19 protein-coding genes are annotated in these 17,374 nt (G+C 51.5%); 1 reads left to right on the top strand and 18 read right to left on the bottom strand.

Annotated elements, in window-relative coordinates; all coding sequences use genetic code 11:
* Positions 1-117: 117 nt before the first annotated feature.
* From lysA to ACFQI7_RS11550, 4 genes are all read right to left on the bottom strand, one after another.
* Entirely contained in the window at positions 118-1,449 is a 1,332-nt protein-coding gene (gene lysA / locus ACFQI7_RS11565) for a diaminopimelate decarboxylase (protein ID WP_218099117.1), read from the bottom strand.
* Between the two features lie 122 nt (positions 1,450-1,571).
* Entirely contained in the window at positions 1,572-3,377 is a 1,806-nt protein-coding gene (locus ACFQI7_RS11560) for a spore germination protein (protein ID WP_218099118.1), read from the bottom strand.
* Between the two features lie 28 nt (positions 3,378-3,405).
* Positions 3,406-3,828: a stage V sporulation protein AB gene (locus ACFQI7_RS11555; protein WP_329958230.1), complete on the bottom strand. Its 423-nt coding sequence runs from the start codon at positions 3,826-3,828 to the stop codon at positions 3,406-3,408.
* Positions 3,828-4,475 carry a stage V sporulation protein AA gene (locus tag ACFQI7_RS11550; RefSeq protein WP_218099119.1) on the bottom strand — a complete coding sequence of 216 codons (648 nt, stop codon included), beginning with the start codon at positions 4,473-4,475 and terminating at the stop codon, positions 3,828-3,830. Before ACFQI7_RS11550 ends, ACFQI7_RS11555 begins: the two co-directional genes overlap by 1 nt.
* A gap of 179 nt (positions 4,476-4,654) precedes the next feature.
* Here ACFQI7_RS11550 and ACFQI7_RS11545 point away from each other — a divergent pair, with 179 nt between their 5' ends.
* Positions 4,655-4,870: a DUF378 domain-containing protein gene (locus ACFQI7_RS11545; RefSeq protein WP_218099120.1), complete on the top strand. Its 216-nt coding sequence runs from the start codon at positions 4,655-4,657 to the stop codon at positions 4,868-4,870.
* Positions 4,871-4,930: 60 nt separating this feature from the next.
* Here the strand turns inward: ACFQI7_RS11545 and ACFQI7_RS11540 are convergent, their stop codons facing one another.
* The 14 genes from ACFQI7_RS11540 to xerD form a co-directional block, all read right to left on the bottom strand.
* Positions 4,931-6,262 (bottom strand): ABC transporter substrate-binding protein, encoded by a 1,332-nt coding sequence (locus ACFQI7_RS11540; RefSeq protein ID WP_218099121.1) that lies wholly within the window; start codon positions 6,260-6,262, stop codon positions 4,931-4,933.
* 108 nt (positions 6,263-6,370) lie between these two features.
* The gene (locus tag ACFQI7_RS11535; protein ID WP_218099122.1) at positions 6,371-6,592 is read right to left on the bottom strand and encodes a hypothetical protein; all 222 of its coding nucleotides are present in this window, start codon (positions 6,590-6,592) and stop codon (positions 6,371-6,373) included.
* A gap of 69 nt (positions 6,593-6,661) precedes the next feature.
* On the bottom strand, positions 6,662-7,417 hold the full coding sequence (sigF, locus tag ACFQI7_RS11530) for an RNA polymerase sporulation sigma factor SigF (RefSeq protein WP_218099123.1): 756 nt from the start codon (positions 7,415-7,417) through the stop codon (positions 6,662-6,664).
* 12 nt (positions 7,418-7,429) lie between these two features.
* Positions 7,430-7,876: an anti-sigma F factor gene (gene spoIIAB / locus ACFQI7_RS11525; protein WP_218099124.1), complete on the bottom strand. Its 447-nt coding sequence runs from the start codon at positions 7,874-7,876 to the stop codon at positions 7,430-7,432.
* Complete coding sequence (spoIIAA, locus tag ACFQI7_RS11520) at positions 7,873-8,226, bottom strand: anti-sigma F factor antagonist (protein ID WP_218091279.1); 354 nt, start codon at positions 8,224-8,226, stop codon at positions 7,873-7,875. The genes spoIIAB and spoIIAA overlap by 4 nt, the downstream gene beginning before the upstream one ends.
* 276 nt (positions 8,227-8,502) lie before the next feature.
* Positions 8,503-9,681, bottom strand: coding sequence for a D-alanyl-D-alanine carboxypeptidase family protein (locus tag ACFQI7_RS11515; RefSeq protein WP_218099376.1), 1,179 nt, complete (start codon positions 9,679-9,681; stop codon positions 8,503-8,505).
* 140 nt (positions 9,682-9,821) lie between these two features.
* On the bottom strand, positions 9,822-11,156 hold the full coding sequence (locus ACFQI7_RS11510; protein ID WP_218099125.1) for a pyrimidine-nucleoside phosphorylase: 1,335 nt from the start codon (positions 11,154-11,156) through the stop codon (positions 9,822-9,824).
* A 123-nt stretch (positions 11,157-11,279) separates the two neighbouring features.
* Entirely contained in the window at positions 11,280-11,657 is a 378-nt protein-coding gene (locus ACFQI7_RS11505; protein WP_218099126.1) for a cupredoxin domain-containing protein, read from the bottom strand.
* Positions 11,658-11,906: 249 nt separating this feature from the next.
* Positions 11,907-12,317 (bottom strand): flagellar protein, encoded by a 411-nt coding sequence (locus ACFQI7_RS11500; RefSeq protein WP_218099127.1) that lies wholly within the window; start codon positions 12,315-12,317, stop codon positions 11,907-11,909.
* Positions 12,318-12,702: 385 nt separating this feature from the next.
* Positions 12,703-13,173, bottom strand: coding sequence for a hypothetical protein (locus ACFQI7_RS11495; RefSeq protein ID WP_218099128.1), 471 nt, complete (start codon positions 13,171-13,173; stop codon positions 12,703-12,705).
* Positions 13,174-13,962 carry a hypothetical protein gene (locus ACFQI7_RS11490; protein ID WP_218099129.1) on the bottom strand — a complete coding sequence of 263 codons (789 nt, stop codon included), beginning with the start codon at positions 13,960-13,962 and terminating at the stop codon, positions 13,174-13,176. It lies immediately after the preceding gene.
* A gap of 311 nt (positions 13,963-14,273) precedes the next feature.
* Positions 14,274-15,101 (bottom strand): purine-nucleoside phosphorylase, encoded by an 828-nt coding sequence (locus tag ACFQI7_RS11485; protein ID WP_218099130.1) that lies wholly within the window; start codon positions 15,099-15,101, stop codon positions 14,274-14,276.
* Positions 15,102-15,131: 30 nt separating this feature from the next.
* Complete coding sequence (gene deoB, locus ACFQI7_RS11480; protein ID WP_218099131.1) at positions 15,132-16,307, bottom strand: phosphopentomutase; 1,176 nt, start codon at positions 16,305-16,307, stop codon at positions 15,132-15,134.
* A gap of 147 nt (positions 16,308-16,454) precedes the next feature.
* Positions 16,455-17,354 (bottom strand): site-specific tyrosine recombinase XerD, encoded by a 900-nt coding sequence (gene xerD / locus ACFQI7_RS11475; RefSeq protein WP_218099132.1) that lies wholly within the window; start codon positions 17,352-17,354, stop codon positions 16,455-16,457.
* Positions 17,355-17,374: the final 20 nt, after the last annotated feature.

The raw sequence follows: 17,374 nt of genomic DNA, 5'->3' as shown, positions 1-17,374 counted from the left end.
TTCGTATGCACACGCGAAAAGAACCCTCCGCCGCAGTCGCTCACGCTTCCGGAGGGTTCTTCGTAATTCGCATTTGTTAAACGAGGTTCTATGAGAGCCCCCGCTTTGCCATCTTGATTATACCGTCCTGCTTACTTGCTTCATCCGTTCCGGTACAACGTCGTTGCCCGCGATATCTTCGAACGATTCGCGTTTCACAACGACATCTGCCTGGCCGTTTTGCACGAATACGACGGCTGGCCGGCGAATCCGGTTATAGTTGCTCGCCATGGCATAGTTATACGCGCCAGTACTGGCAACGGCAAGCAAATCGCCGGTCCGCACTTTCGGCAATTGAACGTCCCAAATCAGCATATCGCCGCTTTCGCAGCATTTGCCCGCGATCGACACCAACTCTTCATTCGCTTCCTTGCCGCGATTGGCCAGCATCGCTTCGTATACCGCCTCGTACAGCGCCGGACGCGGATTGTCCGTCATCCCGCCATCCACCGAAACATATTTGCGTACGCCCGGGATATCCTTGTGCGTGCCGACTGTGTACAGCGTCGTGCCTGCTTCGCCGACAATGCTGCGGCCCGGCTCCGTCCAAATTTCCGGGAGCGGGTATCCGGCGCGGCTGAAATTCGATATGACCGCATCCGTAATAGCTTTCACATACTCGGATACCGGAAGCGGCGTATCGCCTTCCACGTAACGGATGCCGAAGCCGCCGCCCAAATTGACGACCGGGAACACCACGTCCAATTCATCCCGTACTTTGATCACGAATTCGGTTACTTTGTCGACGGCCATCCGGAAACCGGCGGTTTCGAAAATTTGCGAACCGATGTGCGAATGAACGCCGAGCAGTTCAAGCTGCGGAAGCGCGGTCGCTTGCTTCACCGCTTCGAACGCGGCACCGTTCTCCAGGTCGAAACCGAACTTGGAATCGGTTTGACCCGTCGATATATACTCATGCGTATGCGCTTCGACGCCCGGCGTAATGCGCAGCAGCACTTTAACCTTTTGCCGTTTTTCATCGGCAATCGCATGCAGCATGTTCATTTCCACGAAGTTGTCGACCACGAAGCAGCCAATTTTGGCATCGATCGCCATTCCAATTTCCTGCGGCGTCTTATTGTTACCGTGAAAATGAATCCGTTCCGGCGGAAAACCGGCTTGCAGCGCCGTGTACAGCTCGCCGTCCGATACGACGTCGAGCGACAGCCCCTCCTCTTCTACGAGCCGGCACATCGCCATCACGCAAAACGCCTTGCTCGCGTATGCCACTTGAAATTTCAAACCGGATGCGCGGAATGCTTCTACGTATTCGCGGCAACGCTGGCGAACCAGAGCTTCGTCCATTATATATAAGGGGGTTCCGAACCGTTCGGCCAATTCCGTCGTATCGACTCCGCCGATTTCCAGATGCCCCCGCTGGTTGATTTTGCTTGTTCCGTGTAAATACATCGTCTGTTATCGCCTCTTCCTGAAAAGACATTACAAATAAAGTACCATACAACCGCATAAGCTGACAACAGCAAAAAGAACCGTTGCAGCCTATTTGCTGCAGCGGTTCCCGTAGCGGCGCTTTATTGCGGCTGGCGCGTGGAATCTGTCGTTTTAGTCAGGCTCAAACGGCGTGTCATCGCCAGAAACGGACGCCGAACCAACAGATCGTACATAGCTTTGGCGTTAAACGGAATGAACGGCCACATGTAAGGCGTGTTATAAGCGCGCTGCAGGGTTAGGAAAACAAGCCATACCGTGCAGCCGATTACAAAGCCGGGAACTTGGAACACGGCCGTTGCGATGAGCAGCAGCAGTCTCGATATGCGGTTCGCCAAACTAAGCTCATAGCTTGGTGTCGCAAACGTGCCTATGGCCGCTACGGCAAGATACAAAATGACCTCATTGACGAACAGCCCCGTCTTCACGGCTATATCTCCGATCAATATGGCGGCAACCAGCCCCATCGCCGTTGCCAGTGGAGTCGGCGTATGCACGGCGGCCATCCGCATAAGATCAATGCCTAGCTCGGCTATTAAAAATTGTCCCAGCAGCGGGATTTCCGCGATCTTCTGCGGTCCGAGAAAATCGAGTCCCGCGGGCTTAAGACCGGGCATGCTTACGATCAAATACCATAGCGGCAGCAAAAAGATAGACGCAGCGATCCCGATATACCGAACCCACCGCAAGTAGGATCCGACCAGCGGCGTTTGCCTGTATTCTTCCGCATGCTGCACATGGTGGAAAAACGTCGTAGGCAAAATCATAACCGAAGGCGACGTATCGACGAAGACGATCAGATGGCCTTCGAGCAAATGCGCCGATACGACGTCCGGCCGCTCGGAATACCGCACCATCGGGTACGGATTCCAGCCTTTGCCCATAATCGACTCTTCCAGTTGTTTTTCCGCAAGCGGTACACCATCGACCTGCACCTGCTTGATTTTGTCCCTTACCGCCTCGACTAAACTCAAATCACATATATCCTTGATATATCCGATGCACACGTCGGTTTGCGTCCGCGCGCCGACCTGCATGATTTCCAGCGTCAGCTTCGGATCGCGGATTCTGCGTCGTACCAGCGTAACGTTCGTGAGCAGCGTCTCTACGAAACCGTCACGCGAACCGCGAACGACCCGTTCGAGATCCGGCTCTTCCGTCGAGCGGACGGGGAATGTTTTGGCATCGACGAGTACGGCCTCGTCTTGTCCTTCGAAGAAGAAAGCCGTACCTCCCATTGCCACGTTATCTACCGCTTCCTTCAGCTTGCTTGTCCGCTTGACTTGAATGTGCGGAATGAGCGCTTCATCGAATAGTCCGATGACGCCGCGTCCCCGCGCGCCGCTGTCCGTATCCCTTTCATTCTCTTCTGACCGCTTGCTTCTATCTTCCACGTTTCCGCCATGCCGCGATCCTGTCCTTAGATCCGCGTAATGGTGTTCATCCCTTTTTTCCGAACTGCGCTCCCCGCTCGCATAAGAGAGCCGCGCCAATATTTCGGTCAGCACTTCATCCTTCGCAAATCCGTTGTAGTAAAAAATGCCTGTCTTTTGGCCGCCAAAAACCATTTCGCGAAATACGACGTCAAAGCTTTGGTTAAAGCCGACGGTTGCTTCCAGCGATTGCTTCAACTCATCGAAATTATCCGGGATTACGGTATTGTGATCCAATTTCCGGCCGGCTGCGTGTTTCGTTTGCCGCTGCTGCTTCGGATGCTCATCCGGTGCTCCGCCTCCTTGATCATCCTGCGCTTTGGCATGCACCGGCTTACTTTGTTCCCCGATAATGTTGCCTTCGGCGTCAATAATGAGCGCAGTCTCCTTGTCCCGATCCGGTTGCGAAACGGTTTTGCCTTTGACGAGTTTGGCCCGTTTCATCTGCTTGTACATCGTGTCCTTCCTCCTATCGTTTATTTCTTTAACCCAGCACGCCGAGCCAATCGATAATGGAACCGATCACTTTGCCGAAAATCATCGCCATCAGCATCCAAATCATGTAGGACTCCATCCCAATTCGTTTGGCAAGGATAGGTAATACGTTTATGACTTCCGTCAATGCGGCGGCGAGCATTCCGACAAAGCAACCGGCAAAAACGCCGAATAACGCAGCCGACATTGGAAACAAGGCGTATGACCAATCGAAGAAATCCGTAAATGTAAAAAACAAGGAGCCCAGTACGACGGCACCTTCATAAAAACGAATATATCCGTAAGACTTTGTCGTCTGGGCCAGCCTTGGAATCACGTCGAGCACAACGAGAAAAGCAACCATCCCGCTCCCGACGGCAAGCCCGCCGCCAATGCCGATCAAAATCTGCAGACACCCGCTTACGATTCCCACTACTTCGCCCCCTTGCTTTCTTGCTCGGCTTTTTCGTGAATTTTCCCGTATTCTTCGGTAATGACGTAATGGTTTACGTTTTCTTGATACATGAACATTTCTACTTCCAGCGGGCTCGGCTCTTCGTTGAATTTTTTCTTGAACAAATGATTAAAGAACACGATCATCCCGATGCCGATACCGATCGAGTACGGAATTTGCAGAAGCAGCGGGTGCTCCGCTTCTTTTCCGGTAAGCAGCCGATAGATGCGCCTATGCACTTCCGCCATGCTGACATCGGCATGAAAATTCATAATCGCCAGCCCCGAACCGATAAACAGCAGCACGCACACCATGGTAATGAGCAGCAGCTTCGGCGGTTTCGGCGAGTCATACACTTCGACCAGAATATGCGGTTCGCCGTAATGCTCGATCTCCAGTTCGGGGTACAAAGCTTTGACTTTCCGGACAATCATCATCATATCGATCAGTACGAGATTGCCGTCGTGCTGTTCAGGCCGAAACAGAAGAACCCGTTTCAATTCGTTCTCATACTCCGGGTCCACGATGAGCTGGGCGATATCGCCGAGCAGGACGCTTTCTCCTTTGCGCACCCGCATTCTTTTGCGTAAACGAAGATACAGGGTTGGGATCGATGCTCGCGACATGTAACCGAATCCTCCCTTGCAAAGCATTTATTCCGTAGTATGGGTAAAATTTATCGTTCGATACGACGGTGCCGTGTGGCAAAAAATTCTCGGTTTTTTATGCATAAAAAAAATGATTCCGACACACCGTATAACCAAGTACAACAAATACCAATATCATCACAAGGAAGGTGTCAAGCATGGCGAAAACAGCATTAACGCTTGTTATCATTGGGGCACTGAATTGGCTGCTTGTGGGATTGTTCGAATGGGATTTGGTTTCGGCATTGTTCGGCGGGGACGCGCACCGCGAGTCCTCCGGTCTCAGCCGCATCGTGTACACGCTCGTTGGATTAGCGGGGCTATACTGCATCGGGTTCCTGTTCCGGGACGACGTTCGCAGAGCCGCGAGGTAATATATCTCCAAACAAAAAGATCGCTCACCCGCCGCAAAGGCAAGGAGAGCGATCTTTTTGTTATTTTTTGGCCGCTGCTGCCGCTTCAAGCTCCTGAATTTTTTTGTTGGCGCGTTCTGCGGCTTCTCGGAGCAGCGTATTCGTATCTTTTTTGTTTACAATCGCATCCCGGATGCCCGTATTCAGCTCTCCGCTCGCGGTAGCTGTATACTTGCTGTAAGCCCCGAGCAGCGAATAATTTTCCGGTTGAAGCGCTTTCACATTTTTGCCTTTATAAAGCGAGTTCTCCGTACCAAACTGCGCTCTAATCGATTTATTGGTCAAAGCGCTAAGGAATTTTCCGTCTTTCACGTTTTTGAGCTGAAATTCATCGGATGTCAGGTATGCGATCGCTTCGAACGCATCGTCCCGTTTCTCGGCTTGCGAAGTAATGTAGAAGTAGGCCGGATACGGCTGCGGACCTGCTTGAGGCGCGTCTTTGAAGACTGGGAATGAGGCGATATCGAAATTCATGTCCTGTACTTCCTTCTCGTTATGAAGGGCCGTCGTCGCTAGGAACATCGATATATTGCGATTTTTGAAGAAGCGGTTTCTTTCAGCCGATTCGGACAGGTCGCCCGTTTTGAATACCTCAAAGCCGGGTACTCTGTAGAAACGGATCAAATTGTCTACAAACGTTTTCCAGCGTTCGTCCTTATCGAAGGTAGCCGTTTTGTCCGGCCCGACAAGGGGGATCGACATTTGGTTCATCGTCGCCAGATGGCCGTACGACGAACCGAGTCCGTAATACTGCGTGCCGCTGTCGTTGCGCGTCATCTTCTTGCTGAGCTCGAACAATTCGTCCCAAGTCATGCCGTCCTTCGGATAAGGAACGCCGAACTTGTCGAACAAATCTTTATTATAATAAATAGCTGATGGCGGCACATACACCGGTATGCCGTAAATCCCTTTTCCACCGGTTACTTTGCGCGCGGCATCCACCATTGCCGGATCGAGCCGGCTTAGGTCGAAGTTAAACTTCTTGATTTCCGGACTGATGTCGGATTCCAGACCCCAATCCAGTAAATGAGCCTGCGAAGCCCCGATCGATGCGTACACGATGTCGATTTTTTGCCCGGACGTTATGAGTTCCTGCGTTTTGCCCGAGTTAATGAATTTGAGCGTGATATGCGGAAATTTCTTTTGAATCGGATCACCGAACGTTTTAAAAAAGTCCTCCTCGGGCCAGTCCGCCGGAAACGGATGGTATACTACGAGTTCTACAGGATCTTTTTTTACATTGCCGCCTTCACCACTTTTACCTGGTGCGTTTTGCGTGGAGCATCCGGTGATGAGGAGAGTAGTCACGAGCATGGATGATACCGTGAAACGGTACATTGTTGTGCCGATCATCTAATTTAACCCCTCCGATTCAATTGTCAAATATCGTTCACATTTTGTATTATCTCATTTTATGCACACGCTTTCAATACATATAATGGATATTTTATATATCCATTCTTACTCTCGAAGCGCCTCCTTGAGTTTGCTTGACATTCGTTCCGGTGTGCTGGAATTCCGCAATTTCCGCAGCTTGGCCAGCTCGCTGCGCATGCGATCCGCGCTATCCTTCAACTGCTCCAGGCTGCGGATCAGTTCCTCATCCGTGCGTCCGGTTTCCTGGAACAATCGCTCCAAACCGGATTTTAACGTTTCGTAAGACGATTGATATGAAATACTCATGTTGGTTCTCCCCCAGCTGATGCCATTATGTTTCTATCATACTATCACAAAAAAAGAAGACCAGCACAGCTATTGAGCTATCTGGTCTTTGATCGATTGCAATATTTTCTTCTCCAATCGGGATACCTGCACTTGGGAGATGCCGAGCCGCATCGCCACTTCCGACTGTGTCTGATCGCGGAAATAGCGGAGATAGACGATAAGTCGTTCCCGCTCGCTGAGCGTCCCGATCGCTTCGTTCAGCGCCAGTTTGTCAAACCATTTGTCCTGGCCTTCGTCCGATATTTGATCCATGAGCGTAATCGGGTCGCCGTCATTTTCAAACACAGTCTCATGAATAGAAGAGAGCGGTTTGTTCGCCTCCTGCGCGAAGACGACGTCCTCGGGTGAAATCCCCAGCTCTTCGGCCACTTCCTTGATCGTCGGAAGACGGCCGTTTCGTTTGGACAGCTCGTCCTTCGTCTTCCGTATTTTGTTGGCCAGTTCTTTCAAGGATCGGCTTACTTTCAGCGTCCCGTCATCCCGCAAGAAACGCTGTATTTCACCGATGATCATCGGCACCGCGTAGGTTGAAAATTTAACATCATACGAAAGATCAAACTTATCCACCGATTTCAACAAGCCGATACAGCCGATTTGAAACAGATCCTCTGCCTCGTACCCGCGGTTCAGAAAACGTTGTACCACCGACCAGACCAAGCGGATATTGCAGCCCACAAGCCTTTCCCTGGCGAGATTATCGCCGGATTGGCTCAATGCGATGAGTCTTTTGACTTCAGAATCGTCCAAATAGCCGTGCGACGCGTGTTTCAAATCTACATCCATCTGATCAGACCCCTAATTGAACAAAGCTTTTTTCGATTCGATTCGCTTTTTCATTCGAATGGTGGTACCGGTCCCTACAATGGTTGTAATCTCGATTTCATCCATGAAATTTTCCATAATCGTAAAGCCCATCCCCGAGCGCTCCAGCTCCGGTTTGGAGGTGTAGAGCGGCGTCTTGGCCAGCTCCAGATCGTCGATGCCGGCTCCGCGGTCCTCTACCGAAAGGAACACGGTATCCCCTTCGATCTCGGCGGTAATGGTCACAATCCCGTCCGGGCGGTTATCGTAGCCGTGAATGATCGAGTTCGTCACCGCCTCGGAAACGACGGTCTTGATGTCGGTTAGCTCGTCGAGCGTCGGATCCAACTGGGAGACGAAAGCAGCAACGGTTACCCGGGCGAACGCCTCGTTCTCAGAACGGCTGGCAAATTGAAGGGTCATAAAATTTCGTTCGCTCATGATACGACCTCCAGACTATGAAGCGCTTGTCTTTCATTTTCTTGGATGGACAAAATTTTGAACAGCCCCGACATTTCAAACAACCGGTATACGGCAGGATTCACATTGCAGACGACCATTTTTCCGCCCTTCGCGGTGATCAGCTTGTATCGCCCGAGAATGACGCCTAGACCGGAGCTATCCATGAACGACAAATCTTTCAAGCTTAAAATGATATGGCTGCTGTTCCCCCGCATGATCGCCTCTTCCATACGGGTTTTTACCGACTCGGCCGTATGATGGTCCAGCTCGCCTTTGAGCCGCACGATCAATGCTTTGCGGTAATGCTCCAATTCAATTTGTAAACTCAAAGCTGTTCACTCCTTCCATGTTGCAACTGTTACTCTTGCGCAGCTAGAGAGTCAGTTGTCAACTGATTGCAACTGTTACTCTTGCACAGCCAGAGAGTCAGTTGTCAACTTCTTGCACACTCATTTCTACAGCAGGGAAACCTTTTCCTGCCCCCCGACAAAACTAGAAGAAATGCGCTACAAATAGAAGAAATGCGACACATTACGCAGATGTGCAGGGACCCCGAAAGATGCTTCGATCTTCGGGGTCTCGCTGCCTGAGCCTAAGTTGTGCCATTAATCAAAGAAAAACATTTTCTTGGCGGTCCGCTTCGTCAAAGTCCACCAGCCGGCTTTTTTTACATCGACCGGCGATTCGAGCGCGAACTCGGTCAATACTTCATTGCCTTTATATACAACGATTTTGCCGATCGGCTGTCCGACCGCGATCGGCGCCTTCAGATTCGGCGCAAGCTGCACCTCGTGGCGTATTCCTTCCCCGGCCTCTCCTTTTTTCAGCAGCAGGCTGTAGGAATGTTTGGCAGTAAGCGGAACGACCGGAACTTCACCTTTGCCGATCTTCATTTCTCCCAGTGCATCGCCCTTCTTGTAAATCGGCAGGTTCGTGTATTGGGAGAAAGCATAGTCGAACATTTTGGACACTTCCGCGTTGCGCGTTTTCGTATCGGGCTCGCCCATGACGACCGAGATCACGCGGAAATTATCGCGCTTCGCCGTAGCGGACAAGCAAAACTTCGCTTCGCTCGTATAGCCAGTCTTCAGCCCGTCCGCACCAGTATAGAAGCGCACCAGCTTGTTCGTATTGACAAGCCAAAACGGCTTCGGCGTGTCTTTGCGGAGATAGTCCTGGTACGCTCCCGTAAACTGCGTAATTTCCTCGTGCTTGAGCAGCTCCTTGGACATTAGCGCAATGTCGTAAGCGGAGGAATAATGCTTGTCCGCCGGGAGACCGTTCGGATTGGCAAAATGCGTATTTTTCATCCCGAGCTGCGCAGCGCGCTCATTCATCATCCGTACGAATGCTTCTTCGGAGCCGGAAATTTTTTCGGCCATGGCAACGGAAGCGTCATTGCCGGAAGCCATGGCGATGCCTTTCAACATATCCTGAACGGTCATTTCTTCGCCAGGTTCCAGAAAAATTTGCGATCCGCCCATGGAAGCGGCATATTCGCTGGTACGAACTTTTTCGTCGAGTTTGATCTTCCCTTGATCGAGCGCCTCCATGACCAGCAGCATCGTCATAATTTTCGTGATGCTGGCCGGCGGAAGCTTGGCGTCTTTATTTTTCTCGAAAATGACGGTACCGGTATCCGCATCGATGAGGACCGCCGAAGCCGCATTCGGTGTTATATCCACCGGTGCCGGAGCTTTCGCTTCTTCTGCATATGCAGCCGGAAGCGCGAAAAGCAGGAATAGCTGCGCAGTCATAGCGACTTTCAATATTTTGCTGAACATCACCTTGTTCTACCCCTCCTGATGGATTTGTAAGAAAGTTCTGGTAATCAGTGTTGACGTTTTTGGAGGTAAATATTCTTGCGTCCGCAAAAACAAAAACCGCAGCGCCCCTGGAAGGGCTGCTGCGGCTTAAACATTAATCAATTATAATATTGTACGCCTGAACGGGTGACGACGGCGTATATAAGCTTCGGCTTCACCGTCTGTTCCGGACGTATCGCAAAAGCCGATGCGGCTCTTTCCGTCATCTGCCGGACCGTATCCGGATCGTCACTGCTCATGTACAGCTCCGCGATCGTCTCGCCTTCGCGAACTACATCTCCGACTCGCTTCGCCAGCTTCAAACCGACGGCAAGATCGATCCGGTCCTCTTTGGTCGCGCGGCCTGCGCCGAGCAGCATGGCTGTCAGCCCGAGCGATTCCGCGTCGATCGCAGCCACGTTTCCGTCCGATGGCGCCGGCACCGCGACGCGAAAGCGCGCCTCCGGCAGCCGCTTCGTGTCGTCAACGACACCGGCATCCCCGCCTTGCGCCGCGATCATCTGCCGCAGCTTCTCCAAAGCGGCGCCGCTCGCCAGCAGCTCCTGCACTTGGCGCTTGCCTTCCGCAACGTCCTTCGCCTTGCCTCCGAGTACGACCATATGTGCGGCAAGCTCCAGGCACAGCTCCGTCAGTTCAGCCGGCCCGCGGCCTCGGAGCGTCTCGATCGCTTCGAGCACTTCCAGTGCATTGCCGATCGAAGGTCCAAGCGGTTCGTCCATATTGGTAATGACCGCAATCGTCTCGCGGCCGACTTCCGAACCGATCGCTACCATCGCTTCCGCCAGCTCCACGGAAGCTTCCAACGACTTCATGAATGCGCCGCGGCCTGTTTTCACATCGAGTACGATGGCGTCTGCGCCGGATGCGATTTTTTTGCTCATGATGGAGCTTGCGATCAGCGGCACCGATTCGATCGTGGCCGTAACGTCGCGAAGACCGTACAGCTTTTTGTCGGCCGGCGTCATATTACCCGATTGCCCTACGACCGCAAGGCCGATCGTGGTCACTTGCTCCAAAAACTGCAGTTTCGTCCGCTCCGTCTGGAAGCCGGGAATCGCCTCCAGTTTATCGATCGTGCCGCCCGTATGCCCGAGACCCCGGCCCGACATTTTGGCAACCGGTATGCCCGCGGCCGCAACAAGCGGAGCCAGAATCAAGGTTGTCGTATCGCCGACGCCGCCGGTGCTGTGCTTGTCGACTTTCACGCCGGGGATGGAGCTGAGATCGGCCTGATCGCCGGAGCGGGCCATCGCCAAAGTCATATCGGCCGTTTCCCGCGCCGTCATGCCATTGAAAAAAACGGCCATCGCCCATGCCGACATTTGGTAATCGGGTATGGTGCCGTTCGTATAGCCGTTAATCAAAAATGCGATTTCTTCTGCGGTCAACTGTCCGCCGTCTCGTTTTTTATGTATGATATCTACTGTTCGCATCTCATGCACTCCCTCGCTTTCGGTATGCCCTGATGAACTGATATCAAGTATTATATGCGCCGCTGGGCAAAAAGAAAAGAAAGCTCCCGGGACTCCCCAAAAGCTTTCTTCAACAAATGTCTGTTATTGAACAATCAGTTTCGTTTTCATTTCCGCATGTCCCGGTCCGCATGGAAGGGCACAGTGAACTTCGTACGTGCCTGGTTTGTCGAACGTGAATTCCATCGACTTCGTATTGTTGTCCAGTTTCACGCCAAGACCAACAATTTCAAGTGCGTGCAGCCCTTCCTTGTTTTGCAAGGAAACGGTCATTTTCTCGCCGGCTTTTACCGTATATTCCGGTTTATCGAATTGATAGTTCGTCGCAACGAACTTCAGTGTCGGTCCGGCTGCCGCTTCATGAGCCATCTCCGCCTGACGAGTCGCGATGTTTTGGAACAAAACGCCCGTGCCGAGGAGACAAGCGATGATGAACAGTGAAAACATGATCCACTTTTGCATAGGTAATCCCCCCTTACTATTTAGCCGTGAAGACGCATAGTCTTATTGTACAAAATACATGAACATTTACACATGCCCTTTGGCGTCGATCCCGTGAAAACTTTGTGACAAATTTAAACAGGAGCGGTTGCCTCATTGATATCCTTTGACATTTTAGCATAAGTTAGTCGTTCAACCAAATAAAGGCCGTGCAAAAGAAAACCTCCGCGCCAAGGCGGAGTTGTCAGTACCTCTCTAGTATGAAAAATGTTAGCGCGTGAGCCGCTCCCGAATTTGAAATCCGATGCCCCGCTCAGGCTGCTGGTGCTTCTCCGTCTGGTCTTTTAATTTATTGATCTCCGAGACGAGCCTGATACGGCAATCGCCGCAGAGATGATGCTGGCGAATCGGAGCACTGCAGGAGTTGCACGGATACGTAATATGCGGGTAACTGATCAGCGGCAGCCGATTATCTTTGATAAAGATATGGATGTCCTGCGGCGATACACCGGCTGCACCGGCCAGTTGTTCCGTCGTCGCTTTCCGATTAAACCGCAAATGAGTCAGGCAATCATTCAATTTCCCGTCATAAGAACGAATGCATTCCTGGCAAAGATTACGCAAGTTGTTCTGATATACCTTTCCGCACTGCGGACAGTTGGAAACCTTTAACATCGTCATCCCGGGTACCTCTTTTCGCCTGCCTATGATCCTTTAGAATTACGTTTATAGTGCCTTTTGCCCAATTATATCATGATACCCTTAGTTCGAATAGTTATTTTATGCTAAAATTTTCTGAATTTTAGTTCTTTGGATGCAAACGGTTTTGGGTTGACTACGGCTCATGCAACCATCGGATCAAGGCAATACTATGAGCGAAACAGCCCATATTTATTATTGCACCATTCGATATGGAGGTGAACATCATGGCCAAGCAGCAGGGTCACGCCAATCAAAATACGACGACACGCAATAGCGATAAAGGTTCCAAGAAATCGAAGTAACGCAAATAGCCCTTAATGCTACGCACTAGAGCGTTAAGGGCTTAATCTCTCCTTGCATGCCTTCAGCTGTTTTCATCGATCCTTCCGATCGACAATACCCGGTACTGCAGCAGAACGAGCCGGAGTTCATGAAAGGAGGCTTCCGTGCAGCGGATTATAACCACCAGTTCGGGAAGAGGGCCTTTTCCCGGATTCTCGTTGCGCAAATAATGCCGCTGTATCCAACGTGTAATGCCCGTACCCAGCGTAAACCCGAGCAAAGCGCTAATGATGCCCCAAAGAATCGGTCCCCATTTTAACACGAAACCAAAGCTGATTCCGATTACGGAAAAAGCCGTTGCGGTCGCCATGCCGATTTCGAATGCGAGCGTTTTTTTATGCGGGTACCGCGTTGCCGTAACATCCGAGAGTCGGCTGCTCTTATCCATTACGACCGTCATGATCGACTTGCGGGGAACTCCCGACTTTTCGAGAACGGACAATGCCTCTTCCACCTCTATCGAATGTTCAAACGTACCGATAATTAGCATCATTTATTCCGCCTTAGGGAAAATATCAATCTCAAAATGCGGATAGCGTTCACACAGATACTGTATTTGTTCCGTTCGGAGCAATTGATTATTGTCATGAGCCGTCATATATGCGTCATACATTGCTCCTCCGATCACCGAGGGCATAAATAACAACCAATGGGGTTTGAGTATCGTCTTAGACTCTTCAAGACGACCCAGGATCAGCAATATCAGCGACTCGTGCGAATGCGAAAACGTCATATATATCGTCCACCAGATTACCCCATAAAACCCAAGCGATAGCCTGTTATTATAAAGTTGTCCGAGACCCGGAAAAATGAAAGAACAGTACAAAGCGGACAACGGCCTTTTCTTGGCGATGTATACAATGTTAAACGTCTGGATGCGAAAGGCCGTTAATCGGGCTCCTTCCAGTTTCGCAAGATGATACTGCTGATTCGCATCGACTGCTTTTATGTAGCTGTCCCAAATCGCGAAGAGATAAACGATCAAATATGCCAACACCCACTTCGGTTCCAAGACCGCCGTAGCCAACTCGAATCTGCCGCTGAATGAATAAACGATGGCCTCGTTCATATGAGTTAACGTATTGATTATCACTTCCCAGAAGGACAACACAAACCCCCGGATATACTGGTGCAACAGGAAGTGACCGAATCCCGGGAAAGATATCGACCACCATGCCACAATGTACGGATTTTGCCAGCGCAAGTATGTAAACCCATCTTGACTGATCAGAGCTTGACGTCTTCGGACTCGGGCAGGAAAGGATTTGTTAAATGTTTTCAAGCTTAAGCTCCTCTCCCTGCTTTATTACAGACCAATGATGGTAAAGTTAGTATGCGGTACTCGCTGCCGAAAAATGCAGTTTACCATAACCAGCGAATGAATCAGAGCTTAACAGCATTGGCAAAACACAAAAAGACCGCGTCAGATCGATAGCGGCATATCGAACGGATACGGTCAATCTATGGGACATTTTACATAGTACCAGCTCGGCTGCGGAGTGATTACAGCGCACTTTCGCGTATAAACCTGCACACCAACCGGGTAAATACCGGCTTCGTGCGATTCGCCGCTTCGACTACCTTGCTGCGTTGTTACAGTCGCGGTAAAATCCCCAAAATCAACTGCAAAAATGTTTGTTTTACCCGCTCGGTCGTCTCCATTACTTCTTCATGCGACAGCGGTTGATCCAATATGCCGGACGCCATATTGCTGATACAAGAGAAGCCAAGCACTTCAATGCCTGCATGTCGCGCCACAATGACTTCGGATACGGTTGACATGCCTACGGCATCTGCTCCAAGCGTGCGCATCATGCGGATTTCCGCCGGCGTTTCATAGGTAGGTCCAAGCAGCCCGATATATACGCCTTCCTGCAGCTTGACGCCCTGTTCCGCCGCTACGGCCTTCGCCACCTCGCGCATCCGTTTGCTGTAAGCTTCGGACATGTCCGGAAAGCGGACGCCGAGCTCGCTTACATTCGGTCCGATCAAAGGGTTGCGGGACGTAAAATTGATGTGGTCCTTGATCAGCATCAAATCTCCAGCTTCATAGGACGTATTAATGCCGCCTGCCGCATTCGTAACGAGCAGCTTGCTGACGCCAAGCTCTTTCATGACGCGCACGGGGAACGAAACCGTTTCTACGCCATACCCTTCGTACATATGAAAGCGGCCCTTCATCAGCACCACTTGTCGTCCGCTTACAGTACCAAGAAGCAGCTCTCCGGCATGCCCTTCCACGGTGGACACAGGAAAATGCGGGATGTCCGAATAAGGGATCGTTACTGCGTTCTCTACGAGCTCCGCAATGACGCCCAAGCCGGAACCGAGAATTAATCCGATTTCCGGTTTCGCCGCGTACTTGCTGAGAATATAGGCCGCCGCTTCTTTGATGTTTTGCAAAATAGGATGTTGATCCATCGGTCTGACCGTCCTTCCCAATATATGATGCTATTTCAATTGCTGTAAAAAGCTGTTCCCGTTACCGGTCGAGCCTGCTTGAAAATTGTCGGCGACCGTCGCGCCGAGATCCGCGAACGTCGGTCTGATTCCTAACGAACCCGGCTCTTGAAGCGACGGGCTGTAGACCAATAACGGGACATATTCCCGCGTATGGTCCGTGCCCGGATGCACCGGATCGTTGCCATGATCGGCTGTAATGATCAGCAAATCGTCCGGACCCGTCTTCTCCATCAGCTTGGGCAGCCATTCATCGAACTCGTTGAGCGCGCCGGCGTAGCCTTCCGGGTCTCTGCGGTGGCCGAATAACGAATCGAAATCGACCAAGTTCGTAAACAGCAAACCTTGAAAATCATGATCGAGCAGCTCAAGCGTTTTGTGAATGCCGTCCAAATTGCTTTTCGTCGACGTTGCTTTCGTAACGCCTTCTCCGTCAAAGATGTCGTTGATTTTCCCGACCGCGATCACATCGTATCCTTCATTTTTCAGCATATTCATGACGGTAGGCGCGGGCGGCTTCACGGCGTAGTCGTGCCGGTTCGGCGTGCGAACGAAGGCGCCGGGCTTCCCGACATACGGACGGGCAATGACACGGCCCACGGCATACGGGTCTTCCAGCGTCAGCTTGCGGGCAATTTCGCAGCCGCGGTACAGTTCGCCGAGCGGGATGATTTCTTCATGCGCGGCAAGCTGGAACACGCTGTCTGCCGAAGTATATACGATCCAGGCGCCGGTCTTCATCTGTTCTTCCCCGAGCTCAACCAATATTTCCGTTCCGGAGGCCGGTTTGTTGCCAATCACCTTGCGCCCCGTTTCCTTCTCGAACCGCTCGATCAGCTCCGGCGGAAAGCCTTCCGGGAAGACGTTGAACGGAGTCGTTACGTCAAGTCCCATAATTTCCCAATGGCCCGTCATCGTATCTTTTCCAACCGATACTTCCGCCATTTTTCCGTAATAAGCTTGCGGCCGTTCTACAGCCTCCACCCCATGAAGCGGCGCGATTCGCCCTAACCCGAGCCGTTCGAGGTTCGGCAATCGAAGCGACGGTACCCGCTGTGCAATATGTCCGAGCGTATGCGATCCGGCGTCGCCGAACCGCGGCGCATCGGGAAGTTCGCCGATGCCGACGCTATCAAGAACGATCAAGCATATCCGTTTATATTTCAAGTGAGTTCCTCCTTACCGGATGACGGGCTTATCTTTAGTTTACCGCTATTATCGCAAAACGGATGGTTGTTTGCAAAGACGGAAGCCGATGCGATAGTTGAAGGAATGAGCCCGCTCTTCAGCTAAGAGCGGGCTCCCTCGGATCGGCTATTCTATTTTGGCCCGGGGATGTGTCCGGTCATACACTTCTTTTATTTTGCCGCGGGCGACTTGCGTATATATTTGCGTTGTCGATATATCCGCATGGCCGAGCATTTCCTGCACGGATCTTAAATCCGCTCCGTTCTCAAGCAAGTGCGCTGCAAAAGAATGCCTCAACGTGTGCGGCGTAATTTCTGAACGAATCTCAGACTCCTGCGCGTACCGCTTTATGATTTTCCAAAAACCTTGCCGCGTAATGCGCGTCCCGAGATGGTTCACGAACAGCGCGTTTTCGATTTTGCCGGGCTTGAGCAGTTTTCTGCGGACGGTTTCCGTATATGCGATGACGTATTTGGAAGCGACCTTACCCAGCGGAATCACACGTTCTTTCGTACCGTTCCCCGCGCAGCGCACGAATCCGAGCCCCGGATTGACGCTCTCCAGATCCAGCGAGATCAGCTCCGATACGCGTATGCCGGTCGCATACAGCACTTCAAGCATCGCCTTGTCTCTCATGCCGCTTAACGTCGTTGTTCGCGGCGCTTCGAGCAGCTTCTCCACATCTTGAACGGACAAAATAATGGGAAGTCTTTTTTCCAGCTTCGGCGTTTCGAGCATCAAGGTCGGGTCGCTATCGAGCCGGCGTTCCTTCACCAAATACTGATAAAACGAACGAATCGATACTGTGCTTCGCGATATGGTCGCCGTTGCCCTTCCGAGCTGCTTCAGCTTCAGCAGATAGCTAGCAACATGCACTTTCCCGCTATCTTTCAGCAGATGTACGCCGGATTGCTCCAAATAATCTATGTATTGCGTTAAATCTCGTTTATACGAGTCCAATGTATTCGGGGCGAGTCCTTTTTCCTCTGTCAAATATTGGATGAATGACTGCAGATCCATTTTCATGCGTCAACGATCCCCTTCTA

Origin of the sequence: Paenibacillus allorhizosphaerae (assembly GCF_042659105.1) — a bacterium.
In the GTDB taxonomy this organism is placed as follows: Bacteria; Bacillota; Bacilli; order Paenibacillales; family NBRC-103111; genus Paenibacillus_G; species Paenibacillus_G allorhizosphaerae.
The sequence above is the reverse complement of the archived record's forward strand: the minus strand, read 5'-3'. Positions and strand labels throughout refer to the sequence as shown.

Excerpts from the sequence above, each read along its gene's own strand:
- lysA (WP_218099117.1), bottom strand. The coding sequence starts at position 1,449 with ATGTATTTACACGGAACAAGCAAAATCAACCAGCGGGGGCATCTGGAA.
- ACFQI7_RS11560 (WP_218099118.1), bottom strand. The coding sequence starts at position 3,377 with ATGTACAAGCAGATGAAACGGGCCAAACTCGTCAAAGGCAAAACCGTT.
- ACFQI7_RS11550 (WP_218099119.1), bottom strand. The coding sequence starts at position 4,475 with ATGTCGCGAGCATCGATCCCAACCCTGTATCTTCGTTTACGCAAAAGA.
- ACFQI7_RS11545 (WP_218099120.1), top strand. The coding sequence starts at position 4,655 with ATGGCGAAAACAGCATTAACGCTTGTTATCATTGGGGCACTGAATTGG.
- ACFQI7_RS11540 (WP_218099121.1), bottom strand. The coding sequence starts at position 6,262 with ATGATCGGCACAACAATGTACCGTTTCACGGTATCATCCATGCTCGTG.
- ACFQI7_RS11535 (WP_218099122.1), bottom strand. The coding sequence starts at position 6,592 with ATGAGTATTTCATATCAATCGTCTTACGAAACGTTAAAATCCGGTTTG.
- sigF (WP_218099123.1), bottom strand. The coding sequence starts at position 7,417 with ATGGATGTAGATTTGAAACACGCGTCGCACGGCTATTTGGACGATTCT.
- spoIIAB (WP_218099124.1), bottom strand. The coding sequence starts at position 7,876 with ATGAGCGAACGAAATTTTATGACCCTTCAATTTGCCAGCCGTTCTGAG.
- ACFQI7_RS11515 (WP_218099376.1), bottom strand. The coding sequence starts at position 9,681 with ATGTTCAGCAAAATATTGAAAGTCGCTATGACTGCGCAGCTATTCCTG.
- ACFQI7_RS11510 (WP_218099125.1), bottom strand. The coding sequence starts at position 11,156 with ATGCGAACAGTAGATATCATACATAAAAAACGAGACGGCGGACAGTTG.
- ACFQI7_RS11505 (WP_218099126.1), bottom strand. The coding sequence starts at position 11,657 with ATGCAAAAGTGGATCATGTTTTCACTGTTCATCATCGCTTGTCTCCTC.
- ACFQI7_RS11500 (WP_218099127.1), bottom strand. The coding sequence starts at position 12,317 with ATGACGATGTTAAAGGTTTCCAACTGTCCGCAGTGCGGAAAGGTATAT.
- ACFQI7_RS11495 (WP_218099128.1), bottom strand. The coding sequence starts at position 13,173 with ATGATGCTAATTATCGGTACGTTTGAACATTCGATAGAGGTGGAAGAG.
- ACFQI7_RS11485 (WP_218099130.1), bottom strand. The coding sequence starts at position 15,101 with ATGGATCAACATCCTATTTTGCAAAACATCAAAGAAGCGGCGGCCTAT.
- xerD (WP_218099132.1), bottom strand. The coding sequence starts at position 17,354 with ATGAAAATGGATCTGCAGTCATTCATCCAATATTTGACAGAGGAAAAA.